The organism is Acinetobacter celticus (assembly GCF_001707755.1).
Lineage (GTDB): Bacteria > Pseudomonadota > Gammaproteobacteria > Pseudomonadales > Moraxellaceae > Acinetobacter > Acinetobacter celticus.
Genome location: NZ_MBDL01000001.1, coordinates 197,366 through 214,452, shown reverse-complemented (window position 1 = coordinate 214,452; position 17,087 = coordinate 197,366). Strand labels below are relative to the sequence as shown.

10 protein-coding genes, 3 tRNA genes and 1 pseudogene are annotated in these 17,087 nt (G+C 41.1%); 4 read left to right on the top strand and 10 right to left on the bottom strand.

Annotation, left to right across the window (positions count from 1 at the left end; all coding sequences use genetic code 11):
- Positions 1–39 precede the first annotated feature (39 nt).
- Both glyS and glyQ read right to left on the bottom strand, forming a co-directional pair.
- Entirely contained in the window at positions 40–2,109 is a 2,070-nt protein-coding gene (glyS, locus tag BBP83_RS01000; RefSeq protein WP_068885559.1) for a glycine--tRNA ligase subunit beta, read from the bottom strand.
- Positions 2,109–3,092, bottom strand: coding sequence for a glycine--tRNA ligase subunit alpha (glyQ, locus tag BBP83_RS00995; protein ID WP_068885558.1), 984 nt, complete (start codon positions 3,090–3,092; stop codon positions 2,109–2,111). Before glyQ ends, glyS begins: the two co-directional genes overlap by 1 nt.
- Positions 3,093–3,502: 410 nt before the next feature.
- Here glyQ and BBP83_RS00990 point away from each other — a divergent pair, with 410 nt between their 5' ends.
- Positions 3,503–4,615 carry an HPP family protein gene (locus BBP83_RS00990; RefSeq protein WP_068885557.1) on the top strand — a complete coding sequence of 371 codons (1,113 nt, stop codon included), beginning with the start codon at positions 3,503–3,505 and terminating at the stop codon, positions 4,613–4,615.
- A gap of 93 nt (positions 4,616–4,708) precedes the next feature.
- On the opposite strand, the gene BBP83_RS00985 is transcribed toward BBP83_RS00990, so the two are convergent.
- From BBP83_RS00985 to BBP83_RS00950, 6 genes are all read right to left on the bottom strand, one after another.
- Positions 4,709–4,969, bottom strand: coding sequence for a PspC domain-containing protein (locus tag BBP83_RS00985; protein ID WP_068885556.1), 261 nt, complete (start codon positions 4,967–4,969; stop codon positions 4,709–4,711).
- 698 nt (positions 4,970–5,667) lie between these two features.
- A tRNA-Lys gene (locus BBP83_RS00970) sits at positions 5,668–5,743 on the bottom strand.
- A 46-nt stretch (positions 5,744–5,789) separates the two neighbouring features.
- Positions 5,790–5,865 (bottom strand) — tRNA-Lys (locus tag BBP83_RS00965).
- Between the two features lie 20 nt (positions 5,866–5,885).
- Positions 5,886–5,961 (bottom strand) — tRNA-Lys (locus BBP83_RS00960).
- A gap of 190 nt (positions 5,962–6,151) precedes the next feature.
- Entirely contained in the window at positions 6,152–7,993 is a 1,842-nt protein-coding gene (locus BBP83_RS00955; RefSeq protein ID WP_068885554.1) for a long-chain-acyl-CoA synthetase, read from the bottom strand.
- 180 nt (positions 7,994–8,173) lie between these two features.
- Positions 8,174–11,587, bottom strand: coding sequence for an Rne/Rng family ribonuclease (locus BBP83_RS00950; protein ID WP_068885553.1), 3,414 nt, complete (start codon positions 11,585–11,587; stop codon positions 8,174–8,176).
- A 757-nt stretch (positions 11,588–12,344) separates the two neighbouring features.
- Between BBP83_RS00950 and BBP83_RS00945 the strand changes: the two genes are divergently transcribed.
- On the top strand, positions 12,345–13,298 hold the full coding sequence (locus BBP83_RS00945; protein ID WP_068885552.1) for an RluA family pseudouridine synthase: 954 nt from the start codon (positions 12,345–12,347) through the stop codon (positions 13,296–13,298).
- A 119-nt stretch (positions 13,299–13,417) separates the two neighbouring features.
- Positions 13,418–14,086 (top strand): HAD-IA family hydrolase, encoded by a 669-nt coding sequence (locus BBP83_RS00940; RefSeq protein WP_068885551.1) that lies wholly within the window; start codon positions 13,418–13,420, stop codon positions 14,084–14,086.
- A gap of 95 nt (positions 14,087–14,181) precedes the next feature.
- Here BBP83_RS00940 and BBP83_RS00935 read toward each other — a convergent pair whose 3' ends face one another.
- A complete protein-coding gene (locus BBP83_RS00935; RefSeq protein ID WP_068885550.1) occupies positions 14,182–14,859 on the bottom strand; it encodes a DUF1345 domain-containing protein in 678 nt (225 codons plus the stop codon).
- 286 nt (positions 14,860–15,145) lie between these two features.
- A complete protein-coding gene (gene hcaR, locus BBP83_RS00930) occupies positions 15,146–16,051 on the bottom strand; it encodes a DNA-binding transcriptional regulator HcaR (protein ID WP_068885549.1) in 906 nt (301 codons plus the stop codon).
- A gap of 477 nt (positions 16,052–16,528) precedes the next feature.
- Here hcaR and BBP83_RS15390 point away from each other — a divergent pair.
- Positions 16,529–17,087: pseudogene (locus BBP83_RS15390) on the top strand (cation diffusion facilitator family transporter); the annotation flags it as partial.

The following is a 17,087-nucleotide window of genomic DNA, read 5'->3' as shown; positions in this document are numbered from 1 at the left end:
TATAGCGGGGTTTTTCTTAAATTACAATCACTTAAGACTTTAGTGCTGCAATACCGAAATATCAGCTACTTTCGTAAACAAGTCACGTAACTGAGCCAATAAACGTAAGCGATTGGCTTTCAATTCAGCATCATCTGCCATGACCATTACGCCTTCAAAGAATGCATCAATTGGTGCACGTAATGCTGCAAGTGCAGACAATGCCGCGGTGTAGTCTTTAGCAGCAAATAATGGTTGAACCACTGGGTTAATTTTTGCAAGTTCAGCGAACAATGCTTTTTCTGCATCTTCAACCAAGTTTGCTTCAACCACTTCACCTGTAGGCGCAGTTTCTTTTGCTAAAATATTTGCAACACGCTTATTGGCTGCAGCAAGGGCCGCAGCTTCTGGCAGGTTACGGAAGTGATTTACTGCATTGACACGTTTGTCAAAATCTAAAGGAGACTTAGGTGACAAGGCTTGAACCGCTTGAATCACATCAACTGCAACGCCTTGGTCTTCATATTTGGCACGGTAACGACCTTCAAGGAAGTTAACAGCATCTGCCAAAGTCTTAGCGTGATCTTTGACAACATCGCCATACGCCGCTAAAGCCAATTTGATTAAGTCTTCAATCGACACATCAAGGTTGTTTTCAGTCACTAAACGTAAAATACCAATGGCAGAACGACGTAAAGCAAACGGGTCTTTAGAACCTGTTGGTGCTTGGTTAATACCAAAAATACCTGTGAGCGTGTCTAAACGGTCGGCAAGGGCAATGGTTGTGCCTGTTTTGGTTTGTGGTAAAACATCGCCTGCAAATTTAGGTAAATATTGTTCGCCTAAAGCTTCAGCCACTTCATGGTTTTCGCCTTCAAGACGTGCGTAATACGTTCCTGCAATCCCTTGAAGTTCTGGGAATTCACCCACCAACTCAGAGGTTAAATCGCATTTTGCAAGCAACGCAGCCTTTTCAGCATCCGCAGGGTTTGCACCTGTGATTGGCGCTAAAGCCACGGCCAATTTGGCAATACGTTCAGACTTGTTCCACAATGTGCCAAGTTCTGCTTGGAATACCATGTTGGCTAATTTTTCTTTACGCGACGCAAGTGGTTGCTTTTGGTCTTGTAAGAAGAAGAATTCTGCATCTGACAAACGTGGACGAACTACTTTTTCGTTACCTTCAATAATTTGAGCAGGGTCTTTAGACTCAATGTTAGAAACGGTAATGAAATACGGTTGAAGTTTATTATCAGCATTCACCAAACAGAAATACTTTTGGTTGTCCTGCATGGTGGTAATTAAAGCTTCTTGTGGCACAGCTAAGAAACGTTCTTCAAAACTCGCACGAAGCGCAACTGGCCATTCAACCAATGCAGTTACTTCATCACGTAGGTCACTTGGAACAATCGCAATCGCATTCACTTCATCAGCCAACGCTTTCACTTGACCGTCAATGATGGCTTGACGTTCTTCAAAGTTTGCAATCACATAAGCAGTTTTTAATTTAGCAAGATATTCATCTGCATGCGCTAAAGTAATCGCTTCAGGTGCATGGAAACGATGACCATAAGTCACATTAGCTGCTTGATGATCTTGAATTGTTGCATCAATGACATCGTTATCTTTAAGTAAAACAACCCATTTTACAGGACGGACAAATTCAGTACGACTTGCCGCTGAACGCATACGTTTAGCAATTGGCAGATTGTCCAAAGCAGCTTGTAAAATTTGTGGCAATAAAACGTCTAAGCTTTGACCTTGTACATCTTTTAAGTAGCAAACTTTTTCAACTTTACCAGCTTGGAACGTTGTCACTTGATCTGCGGTAATACCTTGACCGCGCATAAAGCCTTCAAGCGCACGTGTCGGTTTGCCTTCAGCATCAAAAGCTGCTTGAACAGCGGGGCCGTCAAAACGTTTTTGCGTATCGGCTTGTGCACCGTCTAGATTGACAATTTTTAAAGCTAAACGACGTGGCGCTGCATAAGCTTCGATTGAATCGAATGCTAAGCCTGCGTCTTTTAAGCCTTTTGCTGTTTCAGCGTTTAATGCATCGCGTAATTTTTTGAGGCTTTTTGGTGGAAGTTCTTCACAGCCTAATTCGAACAATACTGTATGTTTAGACATTATTTGCTCTCCTTAGATTCTACTTTTGCTTCTGCTTCAACTTGTGCTTTTAACTGTGCTAAAACTTCATCGCGTAGTTCTGGTTCTGCCATTGGGAAACCAAGTTTTGCACGGGCTGCCACATAACTTTGTGCAATTGAACGAGCCAAAGTACGCACACGTAGAATATAACGTTGACGTTCAGTCACAGAAATTGCGCCACGTGCATCAAGCAAGTTAAAACTATGCGATGCTTTAATTACTTGCTCATAGGCAGGCAGTGGAAGTTCAGCTTCTATTAAGCGCGTCGCTTCAGCTTCGTAAAAGTCGAAAAGCTCGAACATTTTTTCGACGTTGGCATATTCAAAGTTATAGGTCGATTGTTCTACTTCATTTTGATGGAAGACATCGCCATAAGTCACTGTACCGAATTGACCTTTAGTCCAAACCAAGTCGTAAACAGAGTCGACACCTTGCAAGTACATTGCCAAACGTTCAAGACCATAGGTGATTTCACCTGTTACTGGGTAACATTCAATACCACCGACTTGTTGGAAGTAAGTAAACTGAGTCACTTCCATACCGTTTAGCCAAACTTCCCAACCTAAGCCCCAAGCGCCCAGTGTTGGTGATTCCCAGTTGTCTTCAACAAAACGAATGTCGTGAACAAGAGTATCAATACCAATGGCTTTTAAAGAGTCTAAATAAAGCTGTTGGATGTTGTCTGGGTTTGGTTTAAGCACCACTTGGAACTGGTAGTAGTGTTGCAAACGGTTTGGATTTTCGCCATAACGACCATCTTTCGGGCGACGTGACGGCTGAACGTAAGCTGCGTTCCAAGTTTCAGGCCCTAAAGCACGAAGGAAAGTTGCTGTGTGGAATGTGCCTGCGCCCATTTCCATATCGTAAGGCTGTAAAATAACGCAACCTTGTTCAGCCCAATAGTTTTGTAAGGCAAGAATTAAGCCTTGGAAGGTATCAATATGTGATATGGCGCGACTCATGGTCATCCACTTAAAATTAGAGAAAAATTGGCTCTAAGTATAAGGATTTTGCAGGAGAGTGGCAAAGGGTTAAGTATTGATACTTACTTTTAAATTTTCAATTTTTTGTCTAATCTCTATTGAACAATTTGGCTTAATATCTTCGGCAAGCTCAGTTAGTTTTAAAGAAAAATCTAGAAACAATTGGGAGTTAAATGATTCAAAATACTTGAGTGAACTTTTTACGATTGTGTTTCATTGATTTTATAAAGTCATAAATTTATCTTTATATTACGGTTAAGTTTATATTTTTCAAATTTTATTTTTAACTTAAAAAAATAACTGATAATCAAAAGATATAAAATCAATGCATCTTATGAGGTGATCACTTTATAATACCCCATTCGTTAAAACAATCAGTAAGGCAAACAGTGTTTCACTCTAAAGCAGACTGGCTCAATACGCTCAAACCTAATTTTAAAGTCCTTCCCCTAAAAGATCGTTTACTGTGTGGTCTCGGCGCATTTATTGGTCTCTTACTGTCTTCATTTATTAGTTGGCTTGTACTTGGGGACTTAAACGCATGGTATATCGCACCAATGGGTGCATCATCGGTTCTGTTATTTGCTGTACCCGCCAGTCCCTTGGCACAGCCGTGGAATATGGTGGTGGGCAATACACTGGCTGGAATTATTGGGGTAAGTTGCGCTTTATTTATTCCTAATTTGACCCAGGCATTTAGTGTGGCTGTCGCTGTTGCTATTTTTTTAATGATGACCACAGATTCTTTGCATCCACCAAGTGGGGCCGTGGCAATTACCGCAGTCTTGGGCGGTAAAGCTGTGCATGATTTGGGGTATTTATTTGTATTCTATCCTGTTTTACTTAATTCAATTTTGCTGATGTTTGTGGCTATTTTCTTTAACCGCGCTTTGGGGAAACAATACCCTCAAAAGGCACAGTTAAATACACGTACGGCCAGCCCTACACCCACGCAAAAAGTTACCATTCAGCCTGCCGACATTCAAAATGTACTAGAGCATCAAACTGAACTGCTAGATATTAGTGAATACGATTTACAGAAAATTATTTTAGAAGCACAAGAGCTGGCCAATGCCCGTGCGGTGAATCAATTTACTTGCCAAGACATTATGACCAAACAAGTCATTTCATTGCGTGCAGAAGATGATATTCAATCTGCCTTAGATAAATTCAAGCAAGTGAATTTAATGAGTTTACCTGTCGTGACGGACTTAGATCGATTGGTGGGAACCTTAGCATTGTATGATGTGGTTGAGTGGTTTAGGCGAGCTGCCGATCCTCATGCGTCTTGGGAAAATCATGTCTATCAAATCATGCACCCTCAAGTGGTGACGGTTCAGCCACAACAACCCATTCAAAATTTAATTCCATATTTTGTCGAACGTTCTTTTAACTACATTCCTGTGGTTGAACAGCAACGTCTGGTCGGCATTATTAGCCGTGCAGATATGATTGCTGTACTGAATCAACAGCTAAATTTAGCCAGTCAGCAGTTGGAATAAATTAAAAAAACAAACTAAAAAAAGCTACGAACCTTTAGGGAAAAGGTACGTAGCGACCAAAAAACAGTCCAAGAGATAGTCTTGTAGCGTATTTTAGCGAAGTGGATCATCGCTTACAGTACGCACGGGTTTTTTATAGCCATGCATATTGTTATAAGATGATTTTTCTTTTGGCATCACTAACCACAGCACCAAATAAACCAAAATGCCAGGAAAGGCTGCGCTCAGGCAGGATACAATCACAAAAATAATGCGTAATAAATTCGCATTCCAACCAAAACGTTCAGCAATACCTCCCATCACACCCGCAATCATATTTGAGCGATTAGAACGGTATAAACCAACATTGGCCATTTAAGTCTCCTTAAAACTTTAAAATAGAATGAAGCTAAAATCATTTTGCTTATATTAAGAAAATGGTGATATTGCCTCTGATTTAAAGGGGTATTTTCAAAGAAAAGGTAAAAATATGTAAAGGCATCTCAAATGTTCACGATGAAAAAAGGGCAGTATCGCGTGTATTTTGAATTTTTGATCAGATGGCAGAGTGCGCCATAGTATTATTCATTGTGGTAAATCATTTGTTAAAACGCCAAATTGTACAAAACCGGTGCGAGAGCAATTCTGAGCATAAGGACGTCTTGCTACATCGTAAAAGTGAGATGAATTTTTATTTTAAAATTAAAGCTCACAACCATCTAATGAAGACCTTAGCTAAAATTCGTAAGAGTCATCAGGTGAAAAATACGACAATATTTAAAGAAAGTAATCTAGCATTGAGAGCAGTACATGGGTTTGTTTCAGTTATAGCAAAGAATATAAGGAGGATAGGACTTTAGTGGGTTGTGAACCAGCGACCAATAGATTAAGAGTCTTACTGCTCTACCAAGTGAGCTAACAACCCTGAACGCACGTAAAAAATCTTAAATGACGGACAAGTTTTAAATTTAGCAGAATTTTGATGAAAGCAAAAGAGAACCAGCAGTGTGGTTTGATCGAGACTTGCAGTTTTTATTTCTTTTTCTGTTATGGAAGAAAAAGCCCTAAGAAAATGGTGGGTCGTCCGCGATTCGAACGCGGGACCAATAGATTAAAAGTCTACTGCTCTACCGACTGAGCTAACGACCCTTAGAGATACTGCAAATTGTATTCTAAAATGAGAATTTTAGAAAGATGGTGGGTCGTCCGCGATTCGAACGCGGGACCAATAGATTAAAAGTCTACTGCTCTACCGACTGAGCTAACGACCCATCATAAGATATCAATAAAGTGGTGGGTCGTCCGCGATTCGAACGCGGGACCAATAGATTAAAAGTCTACTGCTCTACCGACTGAGCTAACGACCCTGAACCAATATTCAAGCTAGGCTTAAATATGCAGTGCAAGAAAAATAAATTTCAAACACCACTTCATTTGATGGAGCGTATTGTAGCAAGATCTCATTCAAGCGCAAGTAAAAAAATGCGATTTTCTTTTTGTTTGATTATAAATACAACAAATTGCCTGTCTTATTGATAAAACAGGCAATAATTAGGCTTAAAAACGGTATTGATAAGCTTGAATGTTGTCAAAAATCTCTGCACTCAAGTCGCAATAAGCGTCACTGTTTGGTAAGAGGACTAAAATCCGCTCATCGGTATTTTCGGGATTAAAAGACTGTTCCTTCAAGTTGTTTTTCTGATATTTGAATGTTCCTGTGGTTTCCACTTGCGTTTGTACCCGTAAAAATAAGGGTACAGCATAGGCGGGTAAGCATTTTTTAAATGTTGTTGCCATTTTTTGACAGTCTTCCGCAGTTAACTCTGCATGGTCGGCTAAGGTAATGGCTGCCATGCCTGCGCGACCGTTGGTATTTGGAATTTCTACGCCATAGACCACAGCTTCAGCAATTTTTTCATACTCACTGACCATGTTTTCCACTTCTGTGGTCGATACATTTTCACCTTTCCAGCGGAAGGTATCGCCTAAACGGTCTACAAACTGTGCATGACGGAAGCCAATATCACGGACTAAATCGCCTGTGTTGAAATAAGCATCACCCTGTTTAAATACATCTTTAAGGATGACAGATTTGTTTTTTTCAGCATCGGTATAGCCATCGAAAGGTGAGCGACGGGTAATTTTACCGACCAATAGACCGACTTCACCTTTTTTGACTTTTAAGCACCAGCCTTTGGCATTGCGAACGGGCTCATTTTTTTCTTTATCAAATTGAATAATGGCATATGGGGTCGGAGAGAAGCCAACCGTGTTGTCAAAATTAAACACATTGCTGAACCCGACATTGCCTTCGCTAGATGCATAGAGTTCCAGAACTTCTTCAATCCCAAAGCGTTGTTTGAATTTGTCCCAAATGTTGGGGCGCATGCCGTTGCCAATCATTTTTTTAACTCGATGCCCTTTTTCTAGCGGACAAGGAGGGGCATCCATCAAATAGCGACACAGTTCACCGACATAACCAATGGCAGAGGCATCAAATTTTTGGACATCTTTCCAGAACGACGATGTTGAGAATTTACGACGAATAGCCAGTGCCGATGCTCCTGCAATAACACCACACCAGCACACCACCGTGCCAGTGGCATGGTAGAGCGGTAGGGTGACATACATCACGTCATCGGTATTTAAATTCAACACATGGCCATAAGTGCCATAGGCCAAAGTCCAACGACTATTGGTGAAAATTACCGCTTTAGGCAAGCCCGTCGTGCCAGATGTGTAAATATAAAATAAACCGTCTTTACCTTTTACACTGTGTGTCGTTGGGGTGTTAAATGTTGGGAAAGATTGAATTGCTTCAGCAAGGTTAATATAGCCTTGTGGTGCTCTACCGACATTTTGACGTGTGGCTTGATCGGCAAACCAATAAAAGCGATCTTTAGGTAAATTGAGGTCTTGACGAATATCATCGACTGCTTGACGGCATTCATCGCCCACAATAAGCGCAATTGGGTTCACTAGATTGACGCTATGTGCCAGTACTTTACCAATTTGTGCGGTATTGACGAGCGCAGTTGTCACGCCAACTTTGGCTAAAGCAACAATGGTTGCAACTAATTCAGAACGGTTTTCTACCATCACCGCAATAACATCACCTTTTTTAGCACCTAAGGCTAAATAGTAGTGAGCAATTTGGTTGGCCCATTGATTGAGTTCTGTGTAAGTATATTTTTGATCTTCAAATAAAAGCGCATATCCTGTTGGATTGCGTTTTACTGCTTTTTCAAAGGCAATGCCTAAACCTGCAGGGCTATTAGGGGTGCGTAAATAGGCTTGTTTTAGACCACTTAACAGGTTTGGAACTTTAGAGATAAAGCTCGGAATTTTTGCTACGACCTCGGTCATTCCAATGAGATCGTGTTGTATTGTTTGGTTCATAGTCATCCTATTTATTTTTCGTCGTCCAGTATTGTTAATTTCTGTACAGAATTTTATTCAATCCACAGATGTCTTTTAATCGTTTCGTTCTAGTGCAATCAACCTAATCTGACCAAAGTATCAAAAAAAATCCAGTCATTGAAATGACTGGATTTTTTTATTTACCTGCAACTGAGCAAATTATTGCTCAGTGGTCGGATTGGCTTTTTTAGGTGGACGGCCACGTGGACGACGCGGGCGGGCTGGTTTTTCACCATCTATTTTTGCCTGATCAGCTTCTGATAATGTTTCGTTATCAGTTGCTTGAGTTTCTTCAGTGGCTTTTTCTACAGTTTCTTTCGTCGCAACTTCAGCCTGAGGTGCAGCTATAGGAAGCTCTGTTGGTGCAGGTTCTGCAGGTACGTCAACTGGAGTGATCACTTCGTCTGTTTTTTCAGTGCTTACAGGTTCAGTGCCCATTTCTGGTTCTGCTACAACCACCTCAACTGGCGCTTCTGAAGCAGCAACTACTGGTGTAGGTGCTTCAGCTTCCGTCTTTACAAGAGCTTTTGTTGCTTCTTCAAGATGCGCTTGTTTGGCTTGTTCCAGTGCTTGTTTTGCTAAACGGCGACGCTCACGCGGGTCGTTGGCAACACGGTTTTCTGAAACTGCTTGTGGTGGGTGTAGATCCAGCACGGGTGCAGGTTCTGCCTCAGGTGCAGATTTAGATACTTCAACATCACGTGTTACAGGTTTCTTTTCTGTCTCAGTGCTGATTGGCGTTGCTAAACTTGTAGCGTACTCTTCGGTAAACTTCAACAATGCACGATTAAACGTTGGAATAAGACCAAATTGTTCAATCAAAACAGAGCAGTCATCACCATAGATATGACGAATTAAGCTACCGACCGTGTACTGTGAAAGGGTTGGTACCTGTGAGGGTGTAACCTTGGGTGCTACTGGTTGACGAGATTGCGCTTCACGTTGTTGACGGCGATTTTGACGTGGATCATTGCTGGCACGTTTTACTGGCTGTTGTTGGTGAGGCTTCGCCGCTTCACGTTTATCGTGCTGTTTTGCAGGTGTGGCTTCAACAGGTGCTTTTTCTGCCTTCTCTACCGCCGGTGGAGCTGTTTTTGCAGGCTTTTCAGCTTTTACTGTTTCAGTCGGTTGTGCTTTTGGGGTCAGTGCAATGATTTCGCTTTGTGCTTGATCAATATTGACCACCAATGCAGTCGGCATGATGTCTTGATGTGGAACATCAATAACTTCAGCTTTTAACTGATGCGTTACAACAGGGGTGACTGTTTCTGTCGGTGCTTGTTGTGGTGCAGGTGCTTGCTCATTTAACACGCTTTGGTCGCGGTGGCGATTTGGGCGGTTCGGGCGTTGGCTGTTACGGTCACGACGTGGGACAGCATTTTGCTGTTCAACGTTGTTTTGAACCTCTTGTTGTAGTGGCTCACCATTGTGTTGACGACGTGAGCTACGTTTATTTTCACGTGCTTCTTGGCGTTGCTCTTGACGTGACACTTGTACAATTTCTTCATGTACTTGATGTGCTGTATTGTCTTGAGGCAACTGCTCACGAACTTCTTTAGGTTTATTGTGAGTCGTGTTGTTGGTACGCTTTTTATTGTTACGTTGCACTCTTTCGTCTTTATCAGCAACGGGCTTTTCAGCTTCACGACCTTCAGATTTAAGTGCTACGGTAGATGGTGTCAAGTAGGCATTGTTCGCAGGAACACCTGTGTTTGCAGGAACACTTGTCGCAACGGGTGCTACGCTGGTTGAAACTTGACCCATTTGGCCACGACTAACTGCACCGCCATTGACCATTTGCTCAATGGCTGCCGCTGCGTTATTTGCAGTGCGACTTTGATCAATGGTAGTGGCTTGCTTTTGAACAAACAGATTTTCTAACCATGCACATGGACTAGCAACGGCTTGCGCAGGTGCTTGAACGGCAACTTGTGGTTGCTGTGGCGCAGATACAGGTTTGTTTGGTCTTCTTGGTTGGCCTTTGTCTTGTGGCTGTATAGAGGCGTGGGCAGTTTGCTCACCTTCTAAATGCCACTCAGCTGCTTCATAACCCAACTCTTTTTCGCTTGAACGTGTTGCTTCTGTACGTTCGTAGCTGGTTGGTGCAAAGCCTTCTGGGTTGTACGAAATTTCGTAATGCGGTGTTTCTAAGTGCGGATGAGGAAGCACGGTAACACGAGCACCAGATGTTTGCTCTAGATATACTAAGCTATGACGCTTTTCATTCAATAAGAAGGCTGCAATTTCTACAGGTACTTCAACTTGTACTTCGCCATGGCGTTCGCGTAGCGCAATTTCTTCTACTTTACGCATAATAGACAAGGATAGTGAACGTAAGTCACGTACCATGCCTGTACCGTGGCAACGTGGGCACACATAGCCTGTTGCTTCTTCTAATGATGGACGTAAGCGTTGACGGCTCATTTCCATTAAGCCAAAGCGTGACAATTGGCCAAATTGAATACGTGCGCGGTCACTTTGTGTTGCTTCACGTAGTTTTGCTTCAACCATGCGCTGGTTGCGGTCTTTGGTCATGTCGATAAAATCGATCACCACTAAACCACCAATATCACGTAAGCGTAATTGACGTGCAATTTCTTCGGCTGCTTCTAAATTGGTATTTAAAGCCGTATCTTCAACATCGTGACCACGTGTCGATTTTGCAGAGTTGATGTCAACTGATACCAAAGCTTCAGTTTGATCAATAACAATTGAGCCACCTGACGGAAGTTTTACTTCACGTTCATAAGCGGTCTGAATTTGACTTTCAATGCCAAAATGCGCGAATAACGGCTCATTGAGTGTATAGGTTTTTAACTTATCAATTTGACGAGGCATTACTGCTTTAACAAAGTTGTAGGCTTCGTTATAGGCTTGCTCAGAGTCAATAAGAATTTCGGCAACATCGTCACGTAAGTAATCACGAATGGCACGTGTTACTACACCTGCTTCTTGATGGACTAACATTGGTGATGGGCCTGAACTTGAGGTGCTTTGAATTTGCGCCCAAAGGTCTAACAAATGTTGTAAATCAAGCTGTAGCTCTTCTTGAGAACGACCAATACCTGCGGTACGTACAATCACGCTCATACCACGTGGCACGCTTAATGATGCCAACATTTCTTTTAGTTCTTCACGTACTGAACCTGAAATTTGACGGCTAATACCACCACCTTTCGGATTGTTTGGCATTAGAACCAAATAACGACCAGCAAGCGAAATGAACGTAGAAAGAGCTGCGCCTTTGTTGCCACGTTCTTCTTTTTCGACTTGAACCAAAAGCTCTGTGCCTTCAGTAATTAATTCGCGAATATTCGATGTTTGGCGTGGGTCTGCCTTGTAGTAAGAATTGGCAATTTCCCGCATAGACAGGAAGCCTTGACGGCCAGCACCATATTCTACAAACACAGCTTCTAATGAAGGTTCTACGCGAGTCACGTGACCTTTATAGATATTGGATTTTTTTTGTTCACGGGTGCGGTTCTCTAAATCAAAATCGTAAAGACGCTGACCAGTGACGAGTGCAACGCGAATTTCTTCGGCATGTGTTGCATTAATCAACATACGTTTCATGGGTGTAACACCTAATAGTGATACACAACAAAACATCGCTATACACGTAGCGGACATCAAACATCACGGATCAATACTCAGACATCAAATTAACCGCTTGCGGTCTGAGTTTTTTTACCAGCCTTTTGATGGCTTTGGTTTATGATTCACGTATTGATGATGACAATACGGCTTCAATCTTTAAACGATTAAAGTCACCTAATAAACTCACTGGCAGTAAAGCGGTGTATTGGATGTGATTACTTTCACTGTCACATTGCTCGAAGATCATCCCTTCATATTGATAGAGCGTCTTGATACGGAATTATCATCGTATCTTTACAAATTGTGCAGATCCAATACATCAAACGCTTTTGCCTGAATTTGGTATCAGGGTGCGACTAATCTGATGTGTATCAGTTTACGTTTAAAAAACCAACTTTAAATTGGTCACATATTTTTTTGGGGCAAACTGATTTATGTACTTGAGGTACAATTAAACGCAACAGTTTGCGGTTTTTGCCGATATAATAAGCCTTCGGCGTCGGCATAATTCTTTAGGGACCTTCCCGCTTAAGGTGAGTATTGAGTTGAATGTTCATGTTCAGATGAATCTGAAAAGAACCCACTTTTACTCACTTACGATGGTTTCCGTGCGCTGACTATATCAAACCTTGCACCATCTGCCTATGGGCTAAGCTTATGTTTCTTGTGTAAAGCATAGCCTAAATGGTCAATATTTAATCAATTTCGGTATTTTTTGGATCACAGTAACTGTATGAATTCTACACAGCAATGGCAAAACGTCACTTGGTTTGAAGTCGATGAGTATCAAGTCGGTCAGCGGATTGATAATTTCCTGTTTAGCCGTCTAAAAGGTGTGCCGAAAAGTCGCATTTACCGCTTGATCCGTGAAAGCCAAGTTCGTGTCAATAAAAAGCGCGTCAAAGCAGAAACTAAACTGGCGCTTGGCGATCAAATTCGTGTTGCACCTATCCGCTACGAGCAAAAAGAAGAAGCCGATGCGCCTGTGTCAGATAAAGTTGCACAGAGCTTATTGAGCCGTGTGGTGTATGAAGATGAAGGCTTAATGGTGGTAAATAAGCCATCGGGTATTGCAGTCCATGGTGGTAGTGGCGTGGCTTATGGCCTGATTGAAGGCTTAAGAGCTGCATCAGGTAAGAAATATTTAGAGCTGATTCACCGTATTGACCGCGATACGTCGGGTCTGGTGATGATCAGTAAAAAACGCAGTACCTTAAAAACACTACAGGATTTACTACGCGAACATAAAATTAAGAAAACCTATGCAGCCGTCGTGAAAGGGCAAGTTAGCCTAGACCGACAGTTAATTGATGCGCCTTTATTGCGTTATGAATTGGCCAATGGTGAGCGTCGCGTGCGAGTGTCTAACGACGGCAAAGACTCTAAAACGCAGTGGAATGTGGCAGAGCGCTTTATGCATGCAACGTTGGTGTATGCACAACCGCTTTCGGGTCGTACACACCAAATTCGTGTGCATGGTTTAAGTATTGGTCATCCTTTAATTGGGGATGATAAATACGGTCATGAAACGGAATATAAAGGCCCTAAACCACGTCGTTTGTGTCTACATGCTATGCGTTTAGAAATTCCTGGTTATCCAGTGATTGAAACACCATTGCCTGAAGATATGCAGAGTTTGGTGGCACAGCTTCGCGCACAAAAGAAAGACAAAGAAACAATTTCCTAAGTTGCGCAACTGAGCAAATGCGCTGTCTTGAATGTATTCTACACAGTGCATTCTCTTCTTTAAAAGAAGAGGGTGGGAAGGCAGATACAGATGAATAAAATCAAATATTGGACTTCAACATGAAAAAAGCGGTAGAGCTGATTATTTTTGACTGGGATGGAACACTATTTGATTCGGTGGGGCAAATTGTTGCGAGCTTACAGTTTGCTGCACAGCAGTTTGAACAACCATTGACTCATGCCGATGCAAAAAGCATTATTGGTTTGGGTTTGCCTGAAGTGGCGCAGCGCCTATTTCCCACAGTGCCTGAATTACATACAGATATTTTGCAAAGTTATTCAGATCATTATGTGGCAAATTCTAAAGGTGATGCTTGGTTTGCTGGTGTGTCAGAGATGTTGCAGGATTTAAAGATGCAAGGTCTGCAACTGGCGGTTGCCACGGGAAAAAGTCGTAAAGGTCTAGACCGCGTATTGGCACAGACTAATAGTACGGCATTGTTTTCGGTGACACGTGCAGCCAGTGAAACCAAATCTAAGCCAGATCCTTTGATGTTGTCTGAGATTTTACAGCATACGGGAATTTCAGCTGACCGTACGATTATGGTTGGCGATACATCTTATGACTTACAAATGGCAGAGAATATTCAGATGCCACGTGTGGGTGTAGCTTATGGTGTACATAGCGTTGAAGTGTTGAATCAGTACGCACCTTTAAGCATTGCACAAGATGTGCGTGAACTACATGCTTTTTTAAATTTACAGGTCAAGATGTCGGAAGCTGTTTAGGTTTATTCAAGCTTTAATCTGATGAAAGGGAAAGTGCGCTTTCCTTTTTTTTGTTTTTGAAAATCAATTTTTTGCGCTTGTTTTATTTTTTGAAGCTAAGGCTGAATAAACCCTGCAGCCACGTTAATACAAATGGCCAAAATTGTGGTGTTAAAGCCATAGGCCAAAAGAATGTGCAAAATATTTAAAATCCGCATTGGGCGCGAAGTAATCGAGACATCGGCCGTTTGTGCTGAAGTTCCAATGACATAGCTGAAATATAAAAAATCGGGATAAGTCGGATACGTGGTTTTTGGAAAGTCCAGACCGCCATCTTGAGATTCGGCTAAGGCCAGATAAAAGTCATGCGCATAGTGAATTGCAAAAACACTATGAATAAACAGCCAAGCGCAGAGAATAGTGATGATGGATAGGCTTAAATGGGCAATACGAATGGTGGTGTCTTGAGGCAAGTGATTGACCTCAACCACAATAGCAATAAAGCACATCAATAAAGTGAGAAAAACCAAGAGTAAAATCAGCCATTTACTGGCATCTTGTTGCTGAGCACGTTGTAAAATATGAAAATGATCGGCATGCCAGATTGTTTTCATACTCAAAATTAAATAACTTGTGACAGCCAAATTCCAACTGATTAGTAAACAGGTTGACCACGTCCACGGGCTCAAAAATTGTAAAATTAAGAATAAGAACAGGGTTAAAACAAAGGAAATAAAGAAGTAGGGTCGGTATTGCAACGCAACTTTAAAGTTGGAAAAAAACTGAATCTTCATCTAAATTCCTTTTTTATGGATTCTATGGACGATTATTTTTAGTGTATGACCTTGAATATTTTAATTTGCATGAGTAAATCTTATTAGATTTCAGTGGTAATTGGATATAGATAATTTATAAATTTACCAACTAAAACTTATAAATTATTCCCAATTAGATGAATACCAATGATTGGTAAATCACGTAAGGCTCTATTGCTGAATAAACCGATATTGAACGTATAAAAAATGCCACTTTTTCCAAAAAAAATAATGGCATTTTTGTTTTTAAAACAACTTGGAAAAATTAGTCTTGGTCACGGGTAATATCTAAGTAAAAAACCCGTTTAAGTAATTCTATAAACTCTTGTACAGCGACCGATGGATTATTTTTACGATAGTTGACATATAAGTCGAGGTAGGGAAGTTCGACATCTAAGGGACGAATCACCGTATTGTCCGTGGTGAGAGGGGCAATATAGCTAGGTAGAATGGCACAGCCTAATCCCATGGCAATAGCGTTGATATTTAATGAAATGTTATCATTTTTTTGTACAATATTGAATTCAATTTGATTGGTTTTGGCGAAGTCTAAAATGGCAGTGTGCAAGGTTGAAGACTGTTCAGCGGCTGGAATAATAAAATCTATGCCATTTAGTTCTTTAACTGGAATTCGTTCGTATTTTGCTAACGGATGATCTTTGGGTAAAAGAAAAATGAGTGGCTCACGTAAAACAAATTGGCTTTCAATTTCTTCATTATGAAAATTATGACGAGTAAAAGTGACATCTAATTCACCTTTTTTAAGCAACTTCATTTGCTCGACATTATTTAAGCTCAATAACTCAATTTTTAACTCTGAATTTTGCATTCGCAGATTAGGCAAGACATAAGGGAAGATTTTCATCTCTGCCACAGGTACAAAACCAATGCGTAACATTTGCTGTTTGGCCTTTAAAACCTGACGTGCCATGGCAATGGCTTTGTCTGCTTGTGCCAATGTTAAACGGGCTTGTTCTAGAAATACGGTGCCTTCGTCAGTGAGTTCGACTTTACGTTTGGTACGGTGTAATAACTTCACGCCCACGTCTTCTTCTAAGTCTTTAATTTGCTGACTAAGAGATGGTTGAGCTGTAAAAAGTTTAAGGGCCGCTCTGCTGAAATTGAGTTCTTCAGCAACAGTAATAAAGTAGCGTAGGTGTCGTAATTCCATATATTCAGCCTAGTGAGTAATCCAAAAAATGTCTTATTATGAACTCGGGGGCAGTATAATCTATAAACAACTATGCCGTGAAGATGATTTTGATATTTATAAAATAAATGGGTTAAGCGTTTTTATAGACGTTTTAGTATATGGCATGACTATTTTAATAAGCGCTTAAAACTCTTAATTGAAATAAAAAATATGCCACCAAAAGTCTGTGAAAATCCATTATCGATGAGCAGTTAAGCCTAATTGCGTTGTAGCGTTTTTGGTCGTTGGGGTGCTTTGATGAATGGATGTGCGCGAAATTGATACTTCAGTCAATGCATAAAATGGGTGTATCTCAGTATTTATGACAGTGTTCCATATGGAACGCATTTTGGCTGAAGCCACTCTATTTTTACATGGGTAAATATCAAAAAAACGGAATAATATGGGGCTAAAACACAATAAAAAATAAAACTTATTTATTTATGCTTTGGTGAAGAGAGGCAAGGCAATTACGGTTACTTTGAAGCTTGTCGCCACAGTAAAGACCTCACCGTTTTTATGGTGCTGTTTGAAGATACAGCAACTTTAATTGGTTTATTTATTGCCTGAATTGATATTTATTTAGCACATATGTTGAATATGCCTGTGCAGGATGGTGTAGCATCAGTCATGATTGGTGTGGTTTTAGCCTTTTCGGTATTTACTGGTGCGAAACCAAAGGTTTGTTGATGGGTGAAGTAGCAATTCGACCTTGCGACAAAATGGAATTGAAGTTGCACAGCAAGATTTTGCGGTACAATCTGCCTGTGGCGTATTGACGGAACCAATGGGTGCATATCTGGTGATTGCTTCTTGAAGCTGAGTGTTTAAAGATGAGTTAGCCTTTGATGAGATTGAAGCGTGTATAAATTGAATTGAAGCACAAATTAAACAAAGTTATCCTGAAATTGTGGCACTCTTTGTCAAACCGCAATTACAACAGGTTTGGCAGGAACATATGCAGGGCCGTTTAGGTTCATTTAAACTGCATATTCTATTGATATTGTTTTGCTAA